Source organism: Gemmiger qucibialis (assembly GCF_027689445.1).
GTDB classification, from domain to species: Bacteria; Bacillota; Clostridia; order Oscillospirales; family Ruminococcaceae; genus Gemmiger; species Gemmiger qucibialis.
Genome location: NZ_JAQFEN010000001.1, coordinates 750,691 through 765,229, shown reverse-complemented (window position 1 = coordinate 765,229; position 14,539 = coordinate 750,691). Strand labels below are relative to the sequence as shown.

The following is a 14,539-nucleotide window of genomic DNA, read 5'->3' as shown; positions in this document are numbered from 1 at the left end:
ACCACATGAAAGAAAACGATATTTTACAGGCGCAGGATGTGCGGTTCCGGTATGATACGGAGCAGCCGAACTTTGCTGTGGACGGGGTGTCGATGGAAGTACACCGCGGCGAGTTTGTGGCTGTGCTGGGTGCCAACGGCTGCGGCAAATCGACCCTGGCCAAGCATTTTAACGCCATTCTGCTGCCGGAAAGCGGCACCGTGCTGGTGGAGGATATGGACACCCGTACCGATGAAAAGCTGTACGACATTCGCCAGAAAGTGGGCATGGTGTTCCAGAACCCGGACAACCAGATCGTTGCCACCGTGGTGGAAGAGGACGTTGCCTTTGCGCTGGAAAACCTTGGCGTGCCCACCGGGGAAATGCGCACCCGCGTGGATGACGCCATGAAGCTGGCGGGGATCTATGAACAGCGCAATAAAGCGCCGCACAAGCTTTCCGGCGGTCAAAAGCAGCGCGTTGCCATCGCGGGCGTGATTGCCATGCGGCCGGACTGCCTGATTCTGGATGAATCCACTGCCATGCTGGACCCCCGCGGCCGCGCCCAGGTAATGAAAACCATCCGCAACCTGCGGGATGCAGGCATTTCCATTGTGTCCATTACCCACTATATGGAGGAAGCCGCCCAGGCCGACCGCATATTGGTCATGAGCCGCGGACGCATTGTGATGGAGGGCACCCCCAAACAGGTGTTCAGCCAGACCAAGCGGCTGCATGGCTACCACCTGGATGTGCCCCAGGCCACCGAGCTGCGGGATGAACTGGCCGCCGCCGGCCTGCCTATGCCGGAAAACATCATTACCCCCGAAGAATGCGCCAAGGCCATTTTTGACCTGCTGAAATAAAATGCCGTGCTTTTGGGCGGCAACACCCTTGTAGGGCGGGGGCACCCGCCCCCGCCGCTTCTGCGAGAAAACCCAAACAACCAATTTTCCCCAACCAGAAAAGGCACAGACTGCACCCGGCAAAAGAGGGACCGGGGCGGTACCGTGCGGGAAGGAATGTAACGTGTCAGAGATCATTAAAGTGGAACATCTGCGCTATGTGTATAACGCCGGCATGCCGGACGAAACCGCAGCGCTGGATGATGTGAGCTTCTCGATTGAAAAAGGTGATTTTGTCGGTGTGATGGGCTCGACCGGGTCCGGCAAATCCACGCTGATCGCCCATTTCAACGGCCTGAACCGCCCCACCAGCGGCAAGATCATTATTGATGGCCGCGATATGTGGGCGGAGGGCGAAAACCTGCGGGATTTCCGCTTCCTTGTGGGGCTGGTCATGCAGTACCCGGAATACCAGCTGTTTGAAGAAACCTGCTGGAAGGATATCGCCTATGGCCCGCGCAACATGGGCTTGGATGAAGAAGAGATCACCCGCCGCGTCAAGCGCGCGGCAGAGTTTGTTGGCCTGGATGAAGCGCTGCTGCAAAAAAGCCCGTTTGAACTTTCCGGCGGGCAAAAGCGCCGCGTTGCCATTGCGGGCGTTATGGCCATGGAGCCCAAGATCCTGGTGCTGGACGAACCCGCAGCAGGCCTTGACCCCGAAGGCCGCGATACCATCCTGAGCCAGATCCGCAACTACCACGAGCAGACCGGCATCACGGTCATTCTGGTCAGCCACTCGATGGAAGATATTGCCCGCTATGCCAACCGCGTGCTGGTGATGAGCAAGGCGAAAGTGGCCATGTATGACACGGTGGAAAAGGTCTTTGCCCGCGCACCGGAGCTGCTGGAACTGGGGCTTTCCGTTCCGCAGGTCACCCAGGTGTTTTTGATGCTGAAAGCAATGGGCATGGAGATCGACACGGATGTGTACACCGTGCCCTATGCGGTCAAAACCGTGCTGAAAGCCTGGAACGCCAAACACCCGGACAAAGCCGTTCCGCTGCCGCAGAACCACAAAACCGTACAGGAAGGGGGCGCTGACTGATGCTGCGTGATATTACCATTGGCCAGCACTTCCCCGGCAACTCGGTGGTGCACCGCTGCGACCCGCGCTTGAAAATTATTGCCACCATTGCCTACATCATTGTGCTGTTTATGGCGTCCAACCCGCTGGGCATTGCGCTTTCGCTGGCGCTGCTGGCTCTGCTGTACAAAGTGGCGCAGATTCCTATCAAGCTGATCGTCAAGAGCTTAAAGCCGATCGTTCCCATTGTGCTGTTCACCGCGGTACTCAACCTGTTCTTCATCACTGGTGAGGGCGAACCGCTGGTACACTTTGGCTTTATCCACATCTACCGCGAGGGGGTGAGCTATGCGGTGCTGATGGCGGTGCGCATTGTGGCATTGATCGCCGGCACCAGCCTGTTGACCTACACCACCAGCCCCATTGTGCTGACGGATGCCATTGAAGCGCTGCTGAAACCCTTTGCCAAGCTGCACCTGCCGGTGCATGAGCTTGCCATGATGATGACGATCGCCCTGCGGTTTATCCCGCTGCTGATCGATGAGACCGAAAAGATCATGAACGCCCAGAAAGCCCGCGGCGCAATGCTGGATAACGGCAAGTTCATGGACCGCATCAAGGCATTGGTGCCGGTGCTGATCCCCCTGTTCATCAGCGCGTTCCGCCGTGCGGACGAGCTTGCCATGGCCATGGAATGCCGCTGCTACCACGGCGGCGAGGGCCGCACCCGCCTGAAGGTGCTCAAGTTCGGCGCGCTGGACGTAAAATGCGCCGTTGTTCTCACCCTCTGCCTCGCCGTCATCCTCTCCACCCGCTGGCTCATGGCGGGAATTTGAAATTAGGTAGGAGTTAGGAAGTAGGAGTTAGGAATTGAAGGTGCGGTTTGCGCCGCAATTTTGGAATAGGGGAAAAGCTGATATTCAAAATGTGCGCGCCAGCGCACACCAAAAACTCCTCACTCCTACCTCCTAACTCAAAAGGTGTCCCATGAATATTCTCCTCTGGCTTGCCTACAAGGGCACAAATTATTCGGGGTTTCAGGTGCAGCCCAATGGGGTTACGGTGTGTGCGGTGGTGCAGGATGCTATGCAGAGCGTGTTTGGCACCCGGCCCGATGTAAAGGGCTGTTCCCGCACCGATGCCGGGGTGCATGCCCGGCGGTTTGCCCTGAACTTCCATTATGATGGCCGCATCCCGGTGCAGTGCATCCCGCTGGCGTTGAACGCCCGCCTGCCCATGGATGTGCGGGCACTGGCAGCGCAGCAGGTGCCGGATGATTTCCATGCCCGCTATGCCGCCCACGCCAAAACCTACCACTACCGCCTGCGGTGCAGCGCGGTGGATGATCCCTTTGATTATGAGACCTGCCACCGGGTCAACGGCCCGCTGGACCTTGCCGCCATGCAGGCGGCGGCTGCCTATTTTGTTGGCAGGCATGACTTTTTGGCGCTGTGCGCTTCGGGTTCTTCAGCCGCAGCCCACGGCGATACGGTGCGCACCATTACCGCCTGCACCGTGCAGCAGGATGGCGAGCTGTATACCCTGTCCGTAACAGCGGACGGCTACCTGTACAACATGGTGCGCATTCTGGCCGGTACGGTGCTGCAGGCGGGCCTTGGCAAAATGAATCCGGCCGCTGTGCCCGCTCTGCTGCAAAGCAGGAACCGCGGCCAGGCCGGCCCCACGCTGCCCGCCAGGGGGCTGTTTTTGTGGGATGTGCAGTACCCGGATTTAGAGCGCCCGAACGACTGAAACAACTAAGGCAATACCGCATAATTCTAAGTGCCGATACGGCGAGCGAGGTGCGGCAGCTGCTAAGCCAAAAGCGCAGATAATACTGGATGCTGCAAAGGTGAGTGCCGCCAGTGGCGGAAACAGCGAACCGAAGCAGGGGCAGCGGTCGCAGAGTGCGAGGGGCTTTTGCCCCCGAAGCACGATGCGGGTACCGCAACCCGACATTATCGAGCATTTTGGCAACGCAGATGCCGTGCCGCAGCCGCCGGAGCGGTGCTTGAGCCGTTAGGCGGGAATTGTGCGGTATTGCCCTAAATGAGTAACACAACAAGACGGGAAGGAGGCGAAGCCCTTGAACCGTGAAGAAAAAGAGCGGCTGGAACGCCGCCGCCGTATGTTGGCGCGGGAACGGGGCGAAGCCCCGCCAACCCCGCCGCCTGCCTCCAAACAGCAGCCGGAACGGGAACGCCCAGCGCCAGAGCGCAGCGCACCCAGCACCCTGCCGCCCAAAGAGCAAGGCGCAGCTGCGGCACCGGCGGCAACGCTGCGGCCCATCAGCCCTATTCTGCGCCGCCGCCAGCGCCGCAGGCGCATTGCCGTTGTTCTGGTGGTGCTGATTATTGCCGCCATTATGGCGGTGGGCAGCGGCCTGCTGGGTACATCCATTGCCATGCTGGGGGATATGACGGATTCTATCTCGCTGTATCTCAACCGCGCCGGGGCGGGTTGGCCCGCCAACACCGGCATCCGCACGCCGACCCAGGTGGAACCCCTGGCGGGCGGTTTTGTGGAGATGGATAATGAGGATGTGGCGGTCTATTCCGCTTACGGCGCAAAGATCCGCACCATCCAGCCCGGCTATGCCCGCCCGGCGCTGGCCGTGGGCAATACCCGCTTTGTGCTGTATAACCGCGCAGGCAAGGAGCTGACGGTGCAGAGCCGCACCCGCCAGCTGTACGCCAAAAGCTTTAATAACGCCATTATGCTGTGCGAAATGGCGCAGAACGGCACCCTGGCCGTGGTGACGGAGTCTGACCGCTATGCGGCGGAAGTGATGGTGTACGATGCTTCTTTCAGCGGGGACCCCTTTACCTGGAAGCTGACCAGCACCGACGGCACCCCCATTGCATTGTCTTTTGCCACGGATAACCACCGCTTTGCCGCGGCAACGGTGGCCGCGAGGGACGGCCAGCTGCGCACGACCGTGCGCATGATGAACACCAATTCGGATACTGCCGGGCCGTTTTATGTGGCGGATACCGGCAGCGTGATCCTGAAGCTGAAATGGATCAGCAGCAGCCGCGTGCTGGCTGTTTTTGATACCTATGCCGCCATCATCAACGTGAGCGATGGCACCGAGAGTGCCCGCTATGATTATGGCGGGGCCACCCTGCAAAGCGTGTCCATCGGCGGGCGCAGCACGGCGCTGCTGCTGGCGGTGCGCGGCGGCGATACCCTGGTCACGCTGGATGATTCGCTCAACCAGCTGGCGAGCGTTGCCGCCGGGCAGGCCAAAAGCGTCAGCAGTACCGCAACGGCGGTCTATCTGCTGACAGCGTCCGGCGTGGAAAGCTATGGCTATGACGGCACCCATAATTGGAGCCGGGATTATGGTGCGGCACCGCAGGCGGTCATCAACGCCCGCGAAACACTGGTATTTATTTCCGGCACGGTAGAGGTTCTGAATGCGCCGCACGAATGATGCTGTGCGGCATGGGAAAGTATGGTAGAGTTATGACACAGTATATTGGCATTGTTTATGATGTGATTTTTCTTTTGCTGGTGCTGGGCGCGGCCGAAGCCGGCCGCCGCCGCGGTTTTGCCTCCGGACTGGTGAGCCTTATCGGCTCCGTGGCGGGTATTATCGGCGGCACTTACGGCACCCGCGTTTGGGCCGGCGGCATTTATGATAAATATGTTGCCAGCCACGTTACCGATGTTGTGGCTGACACGCTGGAAAAGACCGGCGGAGATCTGGCCCAGGCAATCCATGCGCTGACCTTTCTGCCGCAGTCGATCCAGCAAAAGCTGATCGATACCGTCAGTGCGGCGTCCAGCAATGCGGTGCCGCAGGTGGTCAATGCGCTGGAACCGCTGTTTCTGCCGGTTATTCAGGCCGTTGTGTTTTTGTCGGTCTGGATCGTGGTGCGGGTGCTCTGCCGGATGCTGGGGCGGGTGCTGCGCGGCATCAACGCCATCCCGCTCATCGGTGGACTGAATCGCATTTTGGGCTTTGCGTTCGGCTTTGTCAGTGGTTTGCTGAACTGCTGGATCTGGTCCATTCTGCTGTGGGTGGCGGCAAACCTGACCGGCGGCAAGCTGGAATTTTTGACCACAGCTACCCTGAACCGAAGCGTGATCTATGGACTTTTGGCAAACCTGAACCCGTTTTTGACCCGCTATTGATTAACAATATCTGAACATTCCCCCCGCCCCTCTTGCAAATATCAGTGGGGTGGGGGATAATAGTACATGGGAAAAGTTCTGAAAACGCATGTTGTGTGCGCGTTTCGGCATTCCCGATCCAATCGAATACCCCATAGAGAGGTGAACCATATGTTATGTACCCGCTGTAAAAAAAGACAGGCGGTTGTGTTTGTGCAGCGGCTGGAAAACGGCAAACCGGTGCAGGAAGGCTACTGCCTGACCTGCGCGCGGGAGCTGCATATTCAGCCTGTGGATGATTTGATGAAGCGGTTTAATATGACCGATGACCAGCTGGCCAGCATGGAAGAGCACATGGCCGACCTGATGCAGCAAGCGCAGGAAAGCGGCGCCATGATGCCCATGATGGACGGCGATATGCAGAACCCCGACGATACCGGGGATGATTTTGTGCCCGGCGGTTCGCCGGTGTTCCCCTTTGGCTTTGGCGGAACCCCCAAGGCTGAGGAGAAGGGCGAAAAGTCCAAAAAACAGCGTGGCCGCGGCCAGCGCAAATACCTGGACACCTACTGCGAAAACCTGACCCAGAAAGCCAAGGACGGCAAGCTGGATGCCATCATTGGCCGTGACCGTGAGGTATACCGCACGGTGCAGATTCTGTGCCGCCGCCAGAAAAACAACCCCTGCCTGATCGGTGAAGCCGGCGTTGGCAAAACCGCCATTGCCGAGGGCATTGCCCAGCGCATTGCCGAAGGTAAAGTGCCCGCCCGCTTACAGGATAAAGAGATCTACCTGCTGGACCTGACGGCCCTTGTGGCAGGCACCCAGTTCCGCGGCCAGTTTGAACAGCGCGTCAAGGGCCTGCTTTCTGAAATCAAGGCCGCCGGCAATGTGATCTTGTTCATTGACGAGATCCACAACATTGTCGGCGCCGGGGATTCGGACGGCGCCATGAACGCCGCCAACATCATGAAACCGGCCCTGTCCCGCGGGCAGATCCAGGTTATCGGCGCAACGACCTTTGCCGAGTACCGCAAGTTTATTGAAAAAGATTCTGCGCTGGAGCGCCGCTTCCAGCCCGTCAAGGTGGAAGAACCCTCCATCAATGATGCCATTGCGGTTATCCGCGGCGTAAAAGGTTATTACGAAAAGTACCACTGTGTGCGTGTGCCCGATTCCATCGTGGCGGATGTGGTACACCTGTCGGAACGGTATATCACCGACCGCTACCTGCCGGATAAGGCCATTGACCTGCTGGATGAATCCTGCGCCTGCTGCAACCTGCGCCACCCTGAAATTACCGAGTTCCTGAACCTGCAAAAGCAGGTGGCAGAGCTGGAAACCAAAGAGCATGACTTGGAAAACCCCGACCCCGAAAAGCAAGGCGATGCCGCTATTGATTACGAGGAACTGGCCAAAACCAAGACCGAGCTGGCCCAGCTGCGCCAAAAGCTGCCCGCGCTGGAGCTGCGCGTGGCCGATATCCAGGTAACGGCGGACGATGTGGCCCAGGTTGTGGAGCTGTGGACCGGCATTCCGGCGGTTAAAATCAAGGAAACCGAGTATGGCCGCCTGATGGGGCTGGAAGATGCCCTGAAAGAGCATATCATCGGCCAGGACGAAGCTGTGCACAGCGTAGCGCTGGCCGTTAAGCGTGCGCGGGCAGACCTGTCTGGCCGCCACCGCCCGGCAAGCTTTATCTTTGTCGGCCCCACCGGCGTGGGCAAAACCGAGCTGGTCAAGCAGCTGGCCAATCAGCTGTTTGATACCGTGGACCCGCTGATCTCCATTGACATGAGTGAGTATATGGAAAAGTACGCGGTGTCCCGCCTGATCGGTTCCCCTCCGGGCTATGTGGGTTATGATGAAGCCGGCCAGCTGACCGAAAAAGTGCGCCGCCATCCTTACAGCGTGGTCCTGTTTGATGAAATCGAAAAGGCCCACCCCGATGTGATGAACATCCTGCTGCAGATCCTGGACGAGGGCAAGATCAACGATGCCCAGGGCCGCACGGTGGATTTTTCCAATACTGTGATCTGCATGACCTCCAACGCCGGTTCTTCGGACCGCACCGCCCTGACTGGCTTTGGCCGCACCGAAGAGCAGGTCAGCCGCGAAAAGAGCATGAAAGCGCTGCAGGAGTTCCTGCGGCCGGAGTTCCTGGGCCGTGTGGATGAAGTGATCACCTTCCGCCCGCTGGAACAGACTGACCTGGAAAAGATCGCTGCCCTGATGCTGGACGAGTACAAGCCCGGCCTGGAAGCCCGCGGCCTGAAGCTGGAATATACCCCGCAGGCACTGGCAGCCATCGTGAACGAAACATCCACCCGTTTTGGTGCGCGTGAACTGCGCAAGACCATCCGCAAAACGCTGGAGGACCCCGTGGCCGAAGCCATTGTGGCGGGCCGCCTGACCGGTGGTCAGACCGTGACCCTGGCAGCGGATGCTGACGGCAAGCCGCAGCTGGTGCTGCCGGAGTAAGCGCGAATGAAAAAGCCGCGCGTATTGCTCCACCTTGCCGCCCTTGCCATGGGGCTCTGCCTGCTGGCCGGGTGCGCGGCACAGCCTGCCGCACCCGCACAGGCAACGATCCCCCATATCGAAACCAGCCCCCAGCCCACCGTGGCCCCCAGCCCAACCCCCACCCAGACCCCTGCCCAACAGCAAGATTTACAGCAGGTGTACGGCAGCTGCGGGCTGCTGGCATGGCCCAGCGTGCTGTACAGCATTTATCTGCAGGACGACGCCAACCCCTGGACCGAGGAAGCCCTGGCCCAGACGCGGCAGAACCTTGCCGTGGCGGTGGACTGGATCACCCAGCAGGCGCAGACCTATAACGCCCAGCCGAAAATCTATTACGATACCGGCGAAAACAATCTGAGCACCTTTGCCGCCTACAAAGCCGGTCTGACGGAAGATACCACCACCGGCACAACGTTCTATGACGATGTGGACACCCTGACCGCACAGGTGGATGTGGAATTCATCCAGCAGCAATACGGCACGGCAAGCATTGGCTACCTGATCTTTCTGCCGGTGGAGGGGGCTTCCTACTCCATTCTGCATTATCTGGAGGATGGCGGTAATTACCTGAATGAATTCAGCTGTCTTTACCTCTATGATTCCTATGCGGGGGAGAAAACCTACAACAGCCCCACCGTGTATGCCCACGAGATCCTGCATCTGTTTGGTGCGGCAGACCTTTACGTCGGCAGCCGGGATACGTTTGTGACCCAGCCGCTGGCGCAGTATGTGCTGAACACCTGGCCGGATGCTATTATGTATTACACCTACAACAGCGATAACGGCATCAGCTATGACCATATCGAAAAAACGCTCTGCCCGCTGACGGCCTACCGCCTGGGACTGGTGGACAGCTTCCCCGGGAGCGAGCAGTTCCCTGCGGCAACGCAGGACCCGCCCGGTGTGTTCAGCAACGGCGCAGGCCAGAACTGGACCGCAAGCGATGAAGCAACCTGAACAGGGGAGGTGAAGGCATGTATGGGGATGAATGGCCGCTGCGGGTAACAGGGATTGCCAGCGCGGCGGAATCCGAATGGCGCATTGGCCAGCAAACGCCGGAGCGCACCTGTGAGGGTTGGCTGCTGGTATATGTAAAAAGCGGTATGGTGGAAGAGCTGTGCGATACCCACCGGGTGCTGCTGCGCGCCGGGCAGATTTTGTTCCACCAGCCCGCAGAGCTGTTTGCCATGCGCGCAGTGGGCGAAGTTCCGCCGGAGGTGTTCCGCGTGGAATTTACCGCGGACGGCAGTGCGATGGATTCTTTCCGCAGCTGCCACATGCGGCTCGGCAACGCCGAAAAAAGCTGTCTGCGCCAGCTGGCAGAAACGGTGCGCGAGGTGTTCCAGCCGGTGCAGGATGCCTGCCAGATGCCCGCCCGCCGCGCGGAAATCCCGTTTGGCGGCAAAGAGCTGCAAACCATCTATCTGGCACAGCTGCTGTACCTGTTGGCCCGCCGCAGGCAACGCACCCGCAAACAAAGCCCCCGTGCCCGCGCCGAGCAGGAGCAGGCAGCCCTTGTGGAAAGCGTGCGCCTGTACTTTGCGCAGAACATTGAAAAGCCGCTGGCGCTGGACCAGGTGTGCGATGCCAATGGCTGCTCCCGCGTGGCATTGCAGCAGGCGTTCCGCGCCCGCACCCGCATGGGGCCGATGGAGTATTTCTCCTGCATGAAAGCCGAACAGGCAGCGCTGCTGCTGAACCAGGGGTACGGCCCCGGCGAAACGGCCCGTATGCTGGGGTATGGCTCCCTGGCGTGGTTCAGCAGGCGGTTCCACGCCCTGACCGGCCAAACGCCCGGCGCTTACCGCCGCGCCCCGCACCCGCTGCATCTGTGCGAACGGTAAAGGTAACAACAAAGTTACATATCAAACATGGAAACATCTATTTCCATATTGTGATAAAGACGTTAGAATAAAATCAACAAGGGAACGAAGCAAACCCTGCGGATGCCCTGTTGAAGATACAAAATCCCGGCAACAACTTTCCATATTGTGTAAAGGAGCGATCAGTATGTCTATTTTGGTCAGCGGCGGCGCCGGTTACATCGGCAGCCATACCTGTGTGGAGCTTCTCAATGCGGGTTACGATATTGTGGTGGCAGATAACTATTACAACTCCTGCCCCGAAGCCCTGAAGCGTGTGCGCGAGATCACCGGTAAGGATTTCAAGTTTGTGGAAGCAGACATGACCGACCATGCGACAGTTGAAAAGGTCTTTGCGGAAAATCCCGGCATTGACTGTGTGATCCAGTTTGCCGCCTACAAGGCCGTGGGCGAAAGCGTTTCCAAGCCCATCGAGTATTACTCCAACAACCTGAACTGCACCCTGAACATCCTGGATGTTATGCGCCGTTACGATTGCCATAACATCATCTTCTCCTCCTCCGCAACGGTTTACGGCGACCCCGCCAGCGTGCCCATCCGCGAGGATTTCCCTGTTGGTGCAACCACCAACCCGTATGGCACTACCAAGGTGTTTACCGAGCGCATCCTGACCGACTGCTGCAAGGCAGACCCGGAGCTGAACGTTGCTCTGCTGCGTTACTTCAACCCCATCGGTGCACATCCTTCCGGAAAGATCGGCGAGGATCCGAACGGCATCCCCAACAACCTGGTGCCCTACATCGCCAAAGTTGCCGTTGGCAAGCTGGAAAAAGTGCATGTGTACGGCAATGATTACCCTACCCCCGATGGCACCGGCGTGCGCGACTACATCCACGTTGTGGACCTGGCCCGCGGCCATGTGGCAGCCATCAAAAAGCTGGAAGAAAAGCCCGGCCTGTTCATCTGCAACCTGGGCACCGGCCACGGCTACAGTGTGCTGGATGTGATTCATGCATTCAGCAAGGCCTGCGGCAAGGAGCTGCCCTATGTCATTGACCCGCGCCGCCCCGGCGATATTGCCGAGTGCTGGTGCGATCCTAGCAAGGCCAAGCGTGAGCTGGGCTGGGAAGCTGAGTACGGCATTGACGAAATGTGCCGCGACAGCTGGAACTGGCAGAGCCACAACCCCGATGGGTATAAGACCGCTGAATAAGTTCACGGTTCAAAGAAAGCAATAAAACGAGAGCAATAAAACAGGGCGACCGGGAAAACTTCCCGGCCGCCCTGTTGGTGTATCAGGTAGTGTTTGTATGGGTTTAATGCGTTAGAAAAAAGCGTTTGACCCTGTGGAGCCCGTGGGAGCGCACATTGTACGCCCGGCCACGTAAGGCGGGATGCCCTCATCCCGACGTGTGCGCATATTACGGCCCGCCATGCAGGACGATGCGAGCGTCGTTTCCTACACATGGTTTGCAGGTTCGCAGCCCAATATTTGCGTTTCTTCCCTGTGCGATGAGGGCATCGCGCCCTAGGGTGTATCTCAAGCATCCGGTTCCTTTTTCTCCTGCCCCATCCCCCGAATCTTTGCGTTCAGCCCGGCACCCAAAAACAGCACATTGATGTTCACATTCAGCCAAAGCGTAATCAGCACGATTGCAGCCAAAGAACCGTAAATGTACGATAACTTCCAGAAATGCCCGATGTAAAACGAGAATATTTTGGAAAACAGCGTCCACACCGCTACCACAGCGGCGGCCCCCGGCAGCTGATCCCGTATGCGACGCTTGCCGCCGGGCACATAGGTGTAGATCAGTGTTACCGTCAGCAGCGAAAGCGCCAACGAAAGCACAGCACTGATGCTGAGCAGGCTGTGCAGCCGCTGCAGCAGCCCGCCCACCAGGGTATGCAGCGGCAGCAGCCCGGCCAGCCCGCGCAGGATTGGGCTCAAGCTTTGCACCACCATGGCAACCAGCATCAGGCCCTCAAACAAAAAGGTATACAGCACAGCCCACAAACGGTCAAACATTGTTTTGCGGGCACCGGGGGTCAGCTTTTGCAGGCCCTTTTGCACCGCGGCCATCCCGCCGGAAGCGGAGATCACCGTGGTGATGGCGGCAAAGGAAGCCATGAAGGTGGTGGACTGATTATTCAGGTTGGCAATCACATCCACCGCCATTGACTGGATGGCCGGGATATCCGGCAAAAGCTGGGCAACCAGCGCGGCAATGTCCGAAACCGAATAAAACGGCAGCATGTTGATGATGACCAGCACCCACATCAGCAGCGGCAGCGCTGCCGTAAGCAGCAGCAAGGTGGCGTGTCCGGCGTATACGGCCATATCCAGCGCCAGATACTGCCGCAACAGGTCCAGCAGTGCAGGCAGCAGGGTTGAGGCTTGTTTTTTCATGGCGTTCTCCTGAATCCCCCACGCTCAGGGGCAAAATAAAAAACATGATAACTATTATACAGGCCCGCTCCCGCGCCTGACAATGGGCGGTTGGGGGAAAATGTGCCGCAGGGCAAAGCTTTTCGGCTTTGTGCTGCTAACTGGCCGAACAGCCGCCGGGTGTGCTATAATAAACCATGAATAAAAACCGCCGCCCCGGCGGAAAGGAGAACTCAATGAAAGATTCCATCAAAGCTCTGCGCGAGCTGGAGAAAAGACTGTATGCCTACCAGTACGCAATGGCCGTTGCCGATTATGACAGTGAGACGGTAGCCCCGCCGGAAAGCAGTGCGGGCCGCGCCGAAGCCATGGAGGTGCTGAGCCGCGCCTACTTTGACCAGCTGGTCAGCGCTGACACCGCCGCCCTGCTGCAGCGCGCTGCCGCTGATGCCGAAACCGAACAGGAAAAGGCAGAAGTGCGGGAGTTGCAGCGCAGCTATGACGAGATTGGCAAGATCCCGGCAGAAGAGTACGCCGCGTTCACCAAGCTGACGCAGGAAAGCATGCCCGCATGGGGCAAGGCAAAGCGCGGCAATGACTTTGCCAGTTTTGCCCCGTATCTGGAAAAAATTGTGGAATCCCTGCGCGCGCAGGCCCACTATTTTGCCCCTGACCGCGACCCGTATGAAGTCTGGCTGGACCGCTATGAACACGGCCTGACCATTGCCCAGTGCGATACTTTCTTTGCCGCCCTGCGCGAGACCATTGTGCCGCTGCTGGCTGCCATAAAAGAGCGCGGCAGCGCCATCCGCACCGACTTTTTGTATCAGAATTGGCCCATTGAGCAGCAGCGCAAGCTTTCCAAAAAGATCATGGAAGTGTGGGGGCTGGACCCGGACCACTGCGTATTGGGCGAAACGGAACACCCCTTTACCTCCGGCTTCTGGCACGGCGATGTGCGCATTACCACCCATTATATGCCGCAGGATATGTTCTCCAACCTGTACAGCGTGGCGCACGAGGGCGGCCATGCCCTGTATGAGCTGAACGTCGACCCCAAGTATGATTATACCACCCTGGCGGGCGGCGCAACCACCGGCCTGCACGAAAGCCAGAGCCGCCTGTTTGAAAACTATGTGGGCCGCAGCCGCGCGTTCATCCACTATTTGTATCCCACTTTGCTGGAGCTGTTCCCCCAGCAGCTGAACGGCGTGACCGAGGAAGAGATCTACCGCGCCGTCAACCGCGCCGAGCCGAGCCTGATCCGCACCGAGGCGGACGAGCTGACCTACTCTTTGCACATTATGGTGCGGTATGAGCTGGAAAAGGCCCTGATGCAGGGCACCCTGACCGTGGCCGACCTGCCCGCCGCCTGGAACGCCAAGTATAAGGAATACCTTGGCGTGGATGTGCCGGACGATACCCACGGCTGTTTGCAGGATATCCACTGGGCAATGGGCGATATGGGCTACTTCCCCAGCTATGCGCTGGGCAGTGCTTACAGCGCACAGGCGGTGGATGACCTGCGCAAAACCATGGACCTGGACGCCCAGTGGGCCGAAGGCAACATGCAGCCGCTGAAGGACGCTCTGCGCAGCCGCGTGTGGCAGCATGGCCGCGCCAAGGAACCGCAGTGGCTGGTGCAAAGCCTGTGCGGCGGCGCATTTGATGCCGCCCACTACACCAACTACCTGAAAAACAAATATACCGAGCTGTACGGCCTGTAAGCACAGCCGGTAAAAATCAAAGCGGGCGCGCCGTCTACTGTAGGACGGTGCGC

General features: G+C 58.9%; 12 protein-coding genes. 11 read left to right on the top strand and 1 reads right to left on the bottom strand.

Features of this window, described 5'->3' with window-relative positions; translation table 11 throughout:
- The first annotated feature begins 5 nt into the window (after positions 1 to 5).
- From PG062_RS03465 to galE, 10 genes are all read left to right on the top strand, one after another.
- Entirely contained in the window at positions 6 to 845 is an 840-nt protein-coding gene (locus tag PG062_RS03465) for an energy-coupling factor transporter ATPase (protein ID WP_270751157.1), read from the top strand.
- Between the two features lie 163 nt (positions 846 to 1,008).
- Entirely contained in the window at positions 1,009 to 1,929 is a 921-nt protein-coding gene (locus PG062_RS03460; RefSeq protein WP_114000080.1) for an energy-coupling factor transporter ATPase, read from the top strand.
- Positions 1,929 to 2,744 carry an energy-coupling factor transporter transmembrane component T family protein gene (locus PG062_RS03455; protein ID WP_114000079.1) on the top strand — a complete coding sequence of 272 codons (816 nt, stop codon included), beginning with the start codon at positions 1,929 to 1,931 and terminating at the stop codon, positions 2,742 to 2,744. Before PG062_RS03460 ends, PG062_RS03455 begins: the two co-directional genes overlap by 1 nt.
- A gap of 151 nt (positions 2,745 to 2,895) precedes the next feature.
- Positions 2,896 to 3,660 (top strand): tRNA pseudouridine(38-40) synthase TruA, encoded by a 765-nt coding sequence (gene truA, locus PG062_RS03450; protein WP_270751155.1) that lies wholly within the window; start codon positions 2,896 to 2,898, stop codon positions 3,658 to 3,660.
- Positions 3,661 to 3,994: 334 nt separating this feature from the next.
- Positions 3,995 to 5,344, top strand: a complete 1,350-nt coding sequence (locus PG062_RS03445; RefSeq protein WP_270751153.1) for a DUF5711 family protein — start codon at positions 3,995 to 3,997, stop codon at positions 5,342 to 5,344.
- A gap of 32 nt (positions 5,345 to 5,376) precedes the next feature.
- The gene (locus PG062_RS03440; protein ID WP_158538858.1) at positions 5,377 to 6,048 is read left to right on the top strand and encodes a CvpA family protein; all 672 of its coding nucleotides are present in this window, start codon (positions 5,377 to 5,379) and stop codon (positions 6,046 to 6,048) included.
- 150 nt (positions 6,049 to 6,198) lie between these two features.
- Positions 6,199 to 8,508: an ATP-dependent Clp protease ATP-binding subunit gene (locus PG062_RS03435; protein ID WP_270751152.1), complete on the top strand. Its 2,310-nt coding sequence runs from the start codon at positions 6,199 to 6,201 to the stop codon at positions 8,506 to 8,508.
- Between the two features lie 6 nt (positions 8,509 to 8,514).
- A complete protein-coding gene (locus PG062_RS03430) occupies positions 8,515 to 9,507 on the top strand; it encodes a hypothetical protein (protein WP_270751151.1) in 993 nt (330 codons plus the stop codon).
- 17 nt (positions 9,508 to 9,524) lie between these two features.
- Entirely contained in the window at positions 9,525 to 10,394 is an 870-nt protein-coding gene (locus PG062_RS03425) for a helix-turn-helix transcriptional regulator (RefSeq protein ID WP_270751150.1), read from the top strand.
- Between the two features lie 166 nt (positions 10,395 to 10,560).
- The gene (gene galE, locus PG062_RS03420) at positions 10,561 to 11,586 is read left to right on the top strand and encodes a UDP-glucose 4-epimerase GalE (protein ID WP_270751149.1); all 1,026 of its coding nucleotides are present in this window, start codon (positions 10,561 to 10,563) and stop codon (positions 11,584 to 11,586) included.
- A gap of 327 nt (positions 11,587 to 11,913) precedes the next feature.
- Here galE and PG062_RS03415 read toward each other — a convergent pair whose 3' ends face one another.
- On the bottom strand, positions 11,914 to 12,780 hold the full coding sequence (locus PG062_RS03415; RefSeq protein WP_270751146.1) for a YihY/virulence factor BrkB family protein: 867 nt from the start codon (positions 12,778 to 12,780) through the stop codon (positions 11,914 to 11,916).
- Positions 12,781 to 12,956: 176 nt separating this feature from the next.
- Between PG062_RS03415 and PG062_RS03410 the strand changes: the two genes are divergently transcribed.
- Entirely contained in the window at positions 12,957 to 14,486 is a 1,530-nt protein-coding gene (locus tag PG062_RS03410; protein ID WP_270751145.1) for a carboxypeptidase M32, read from the top strand.
- Positions 14,487 to 14,539 lie beyond the last annotated feature (53 nt).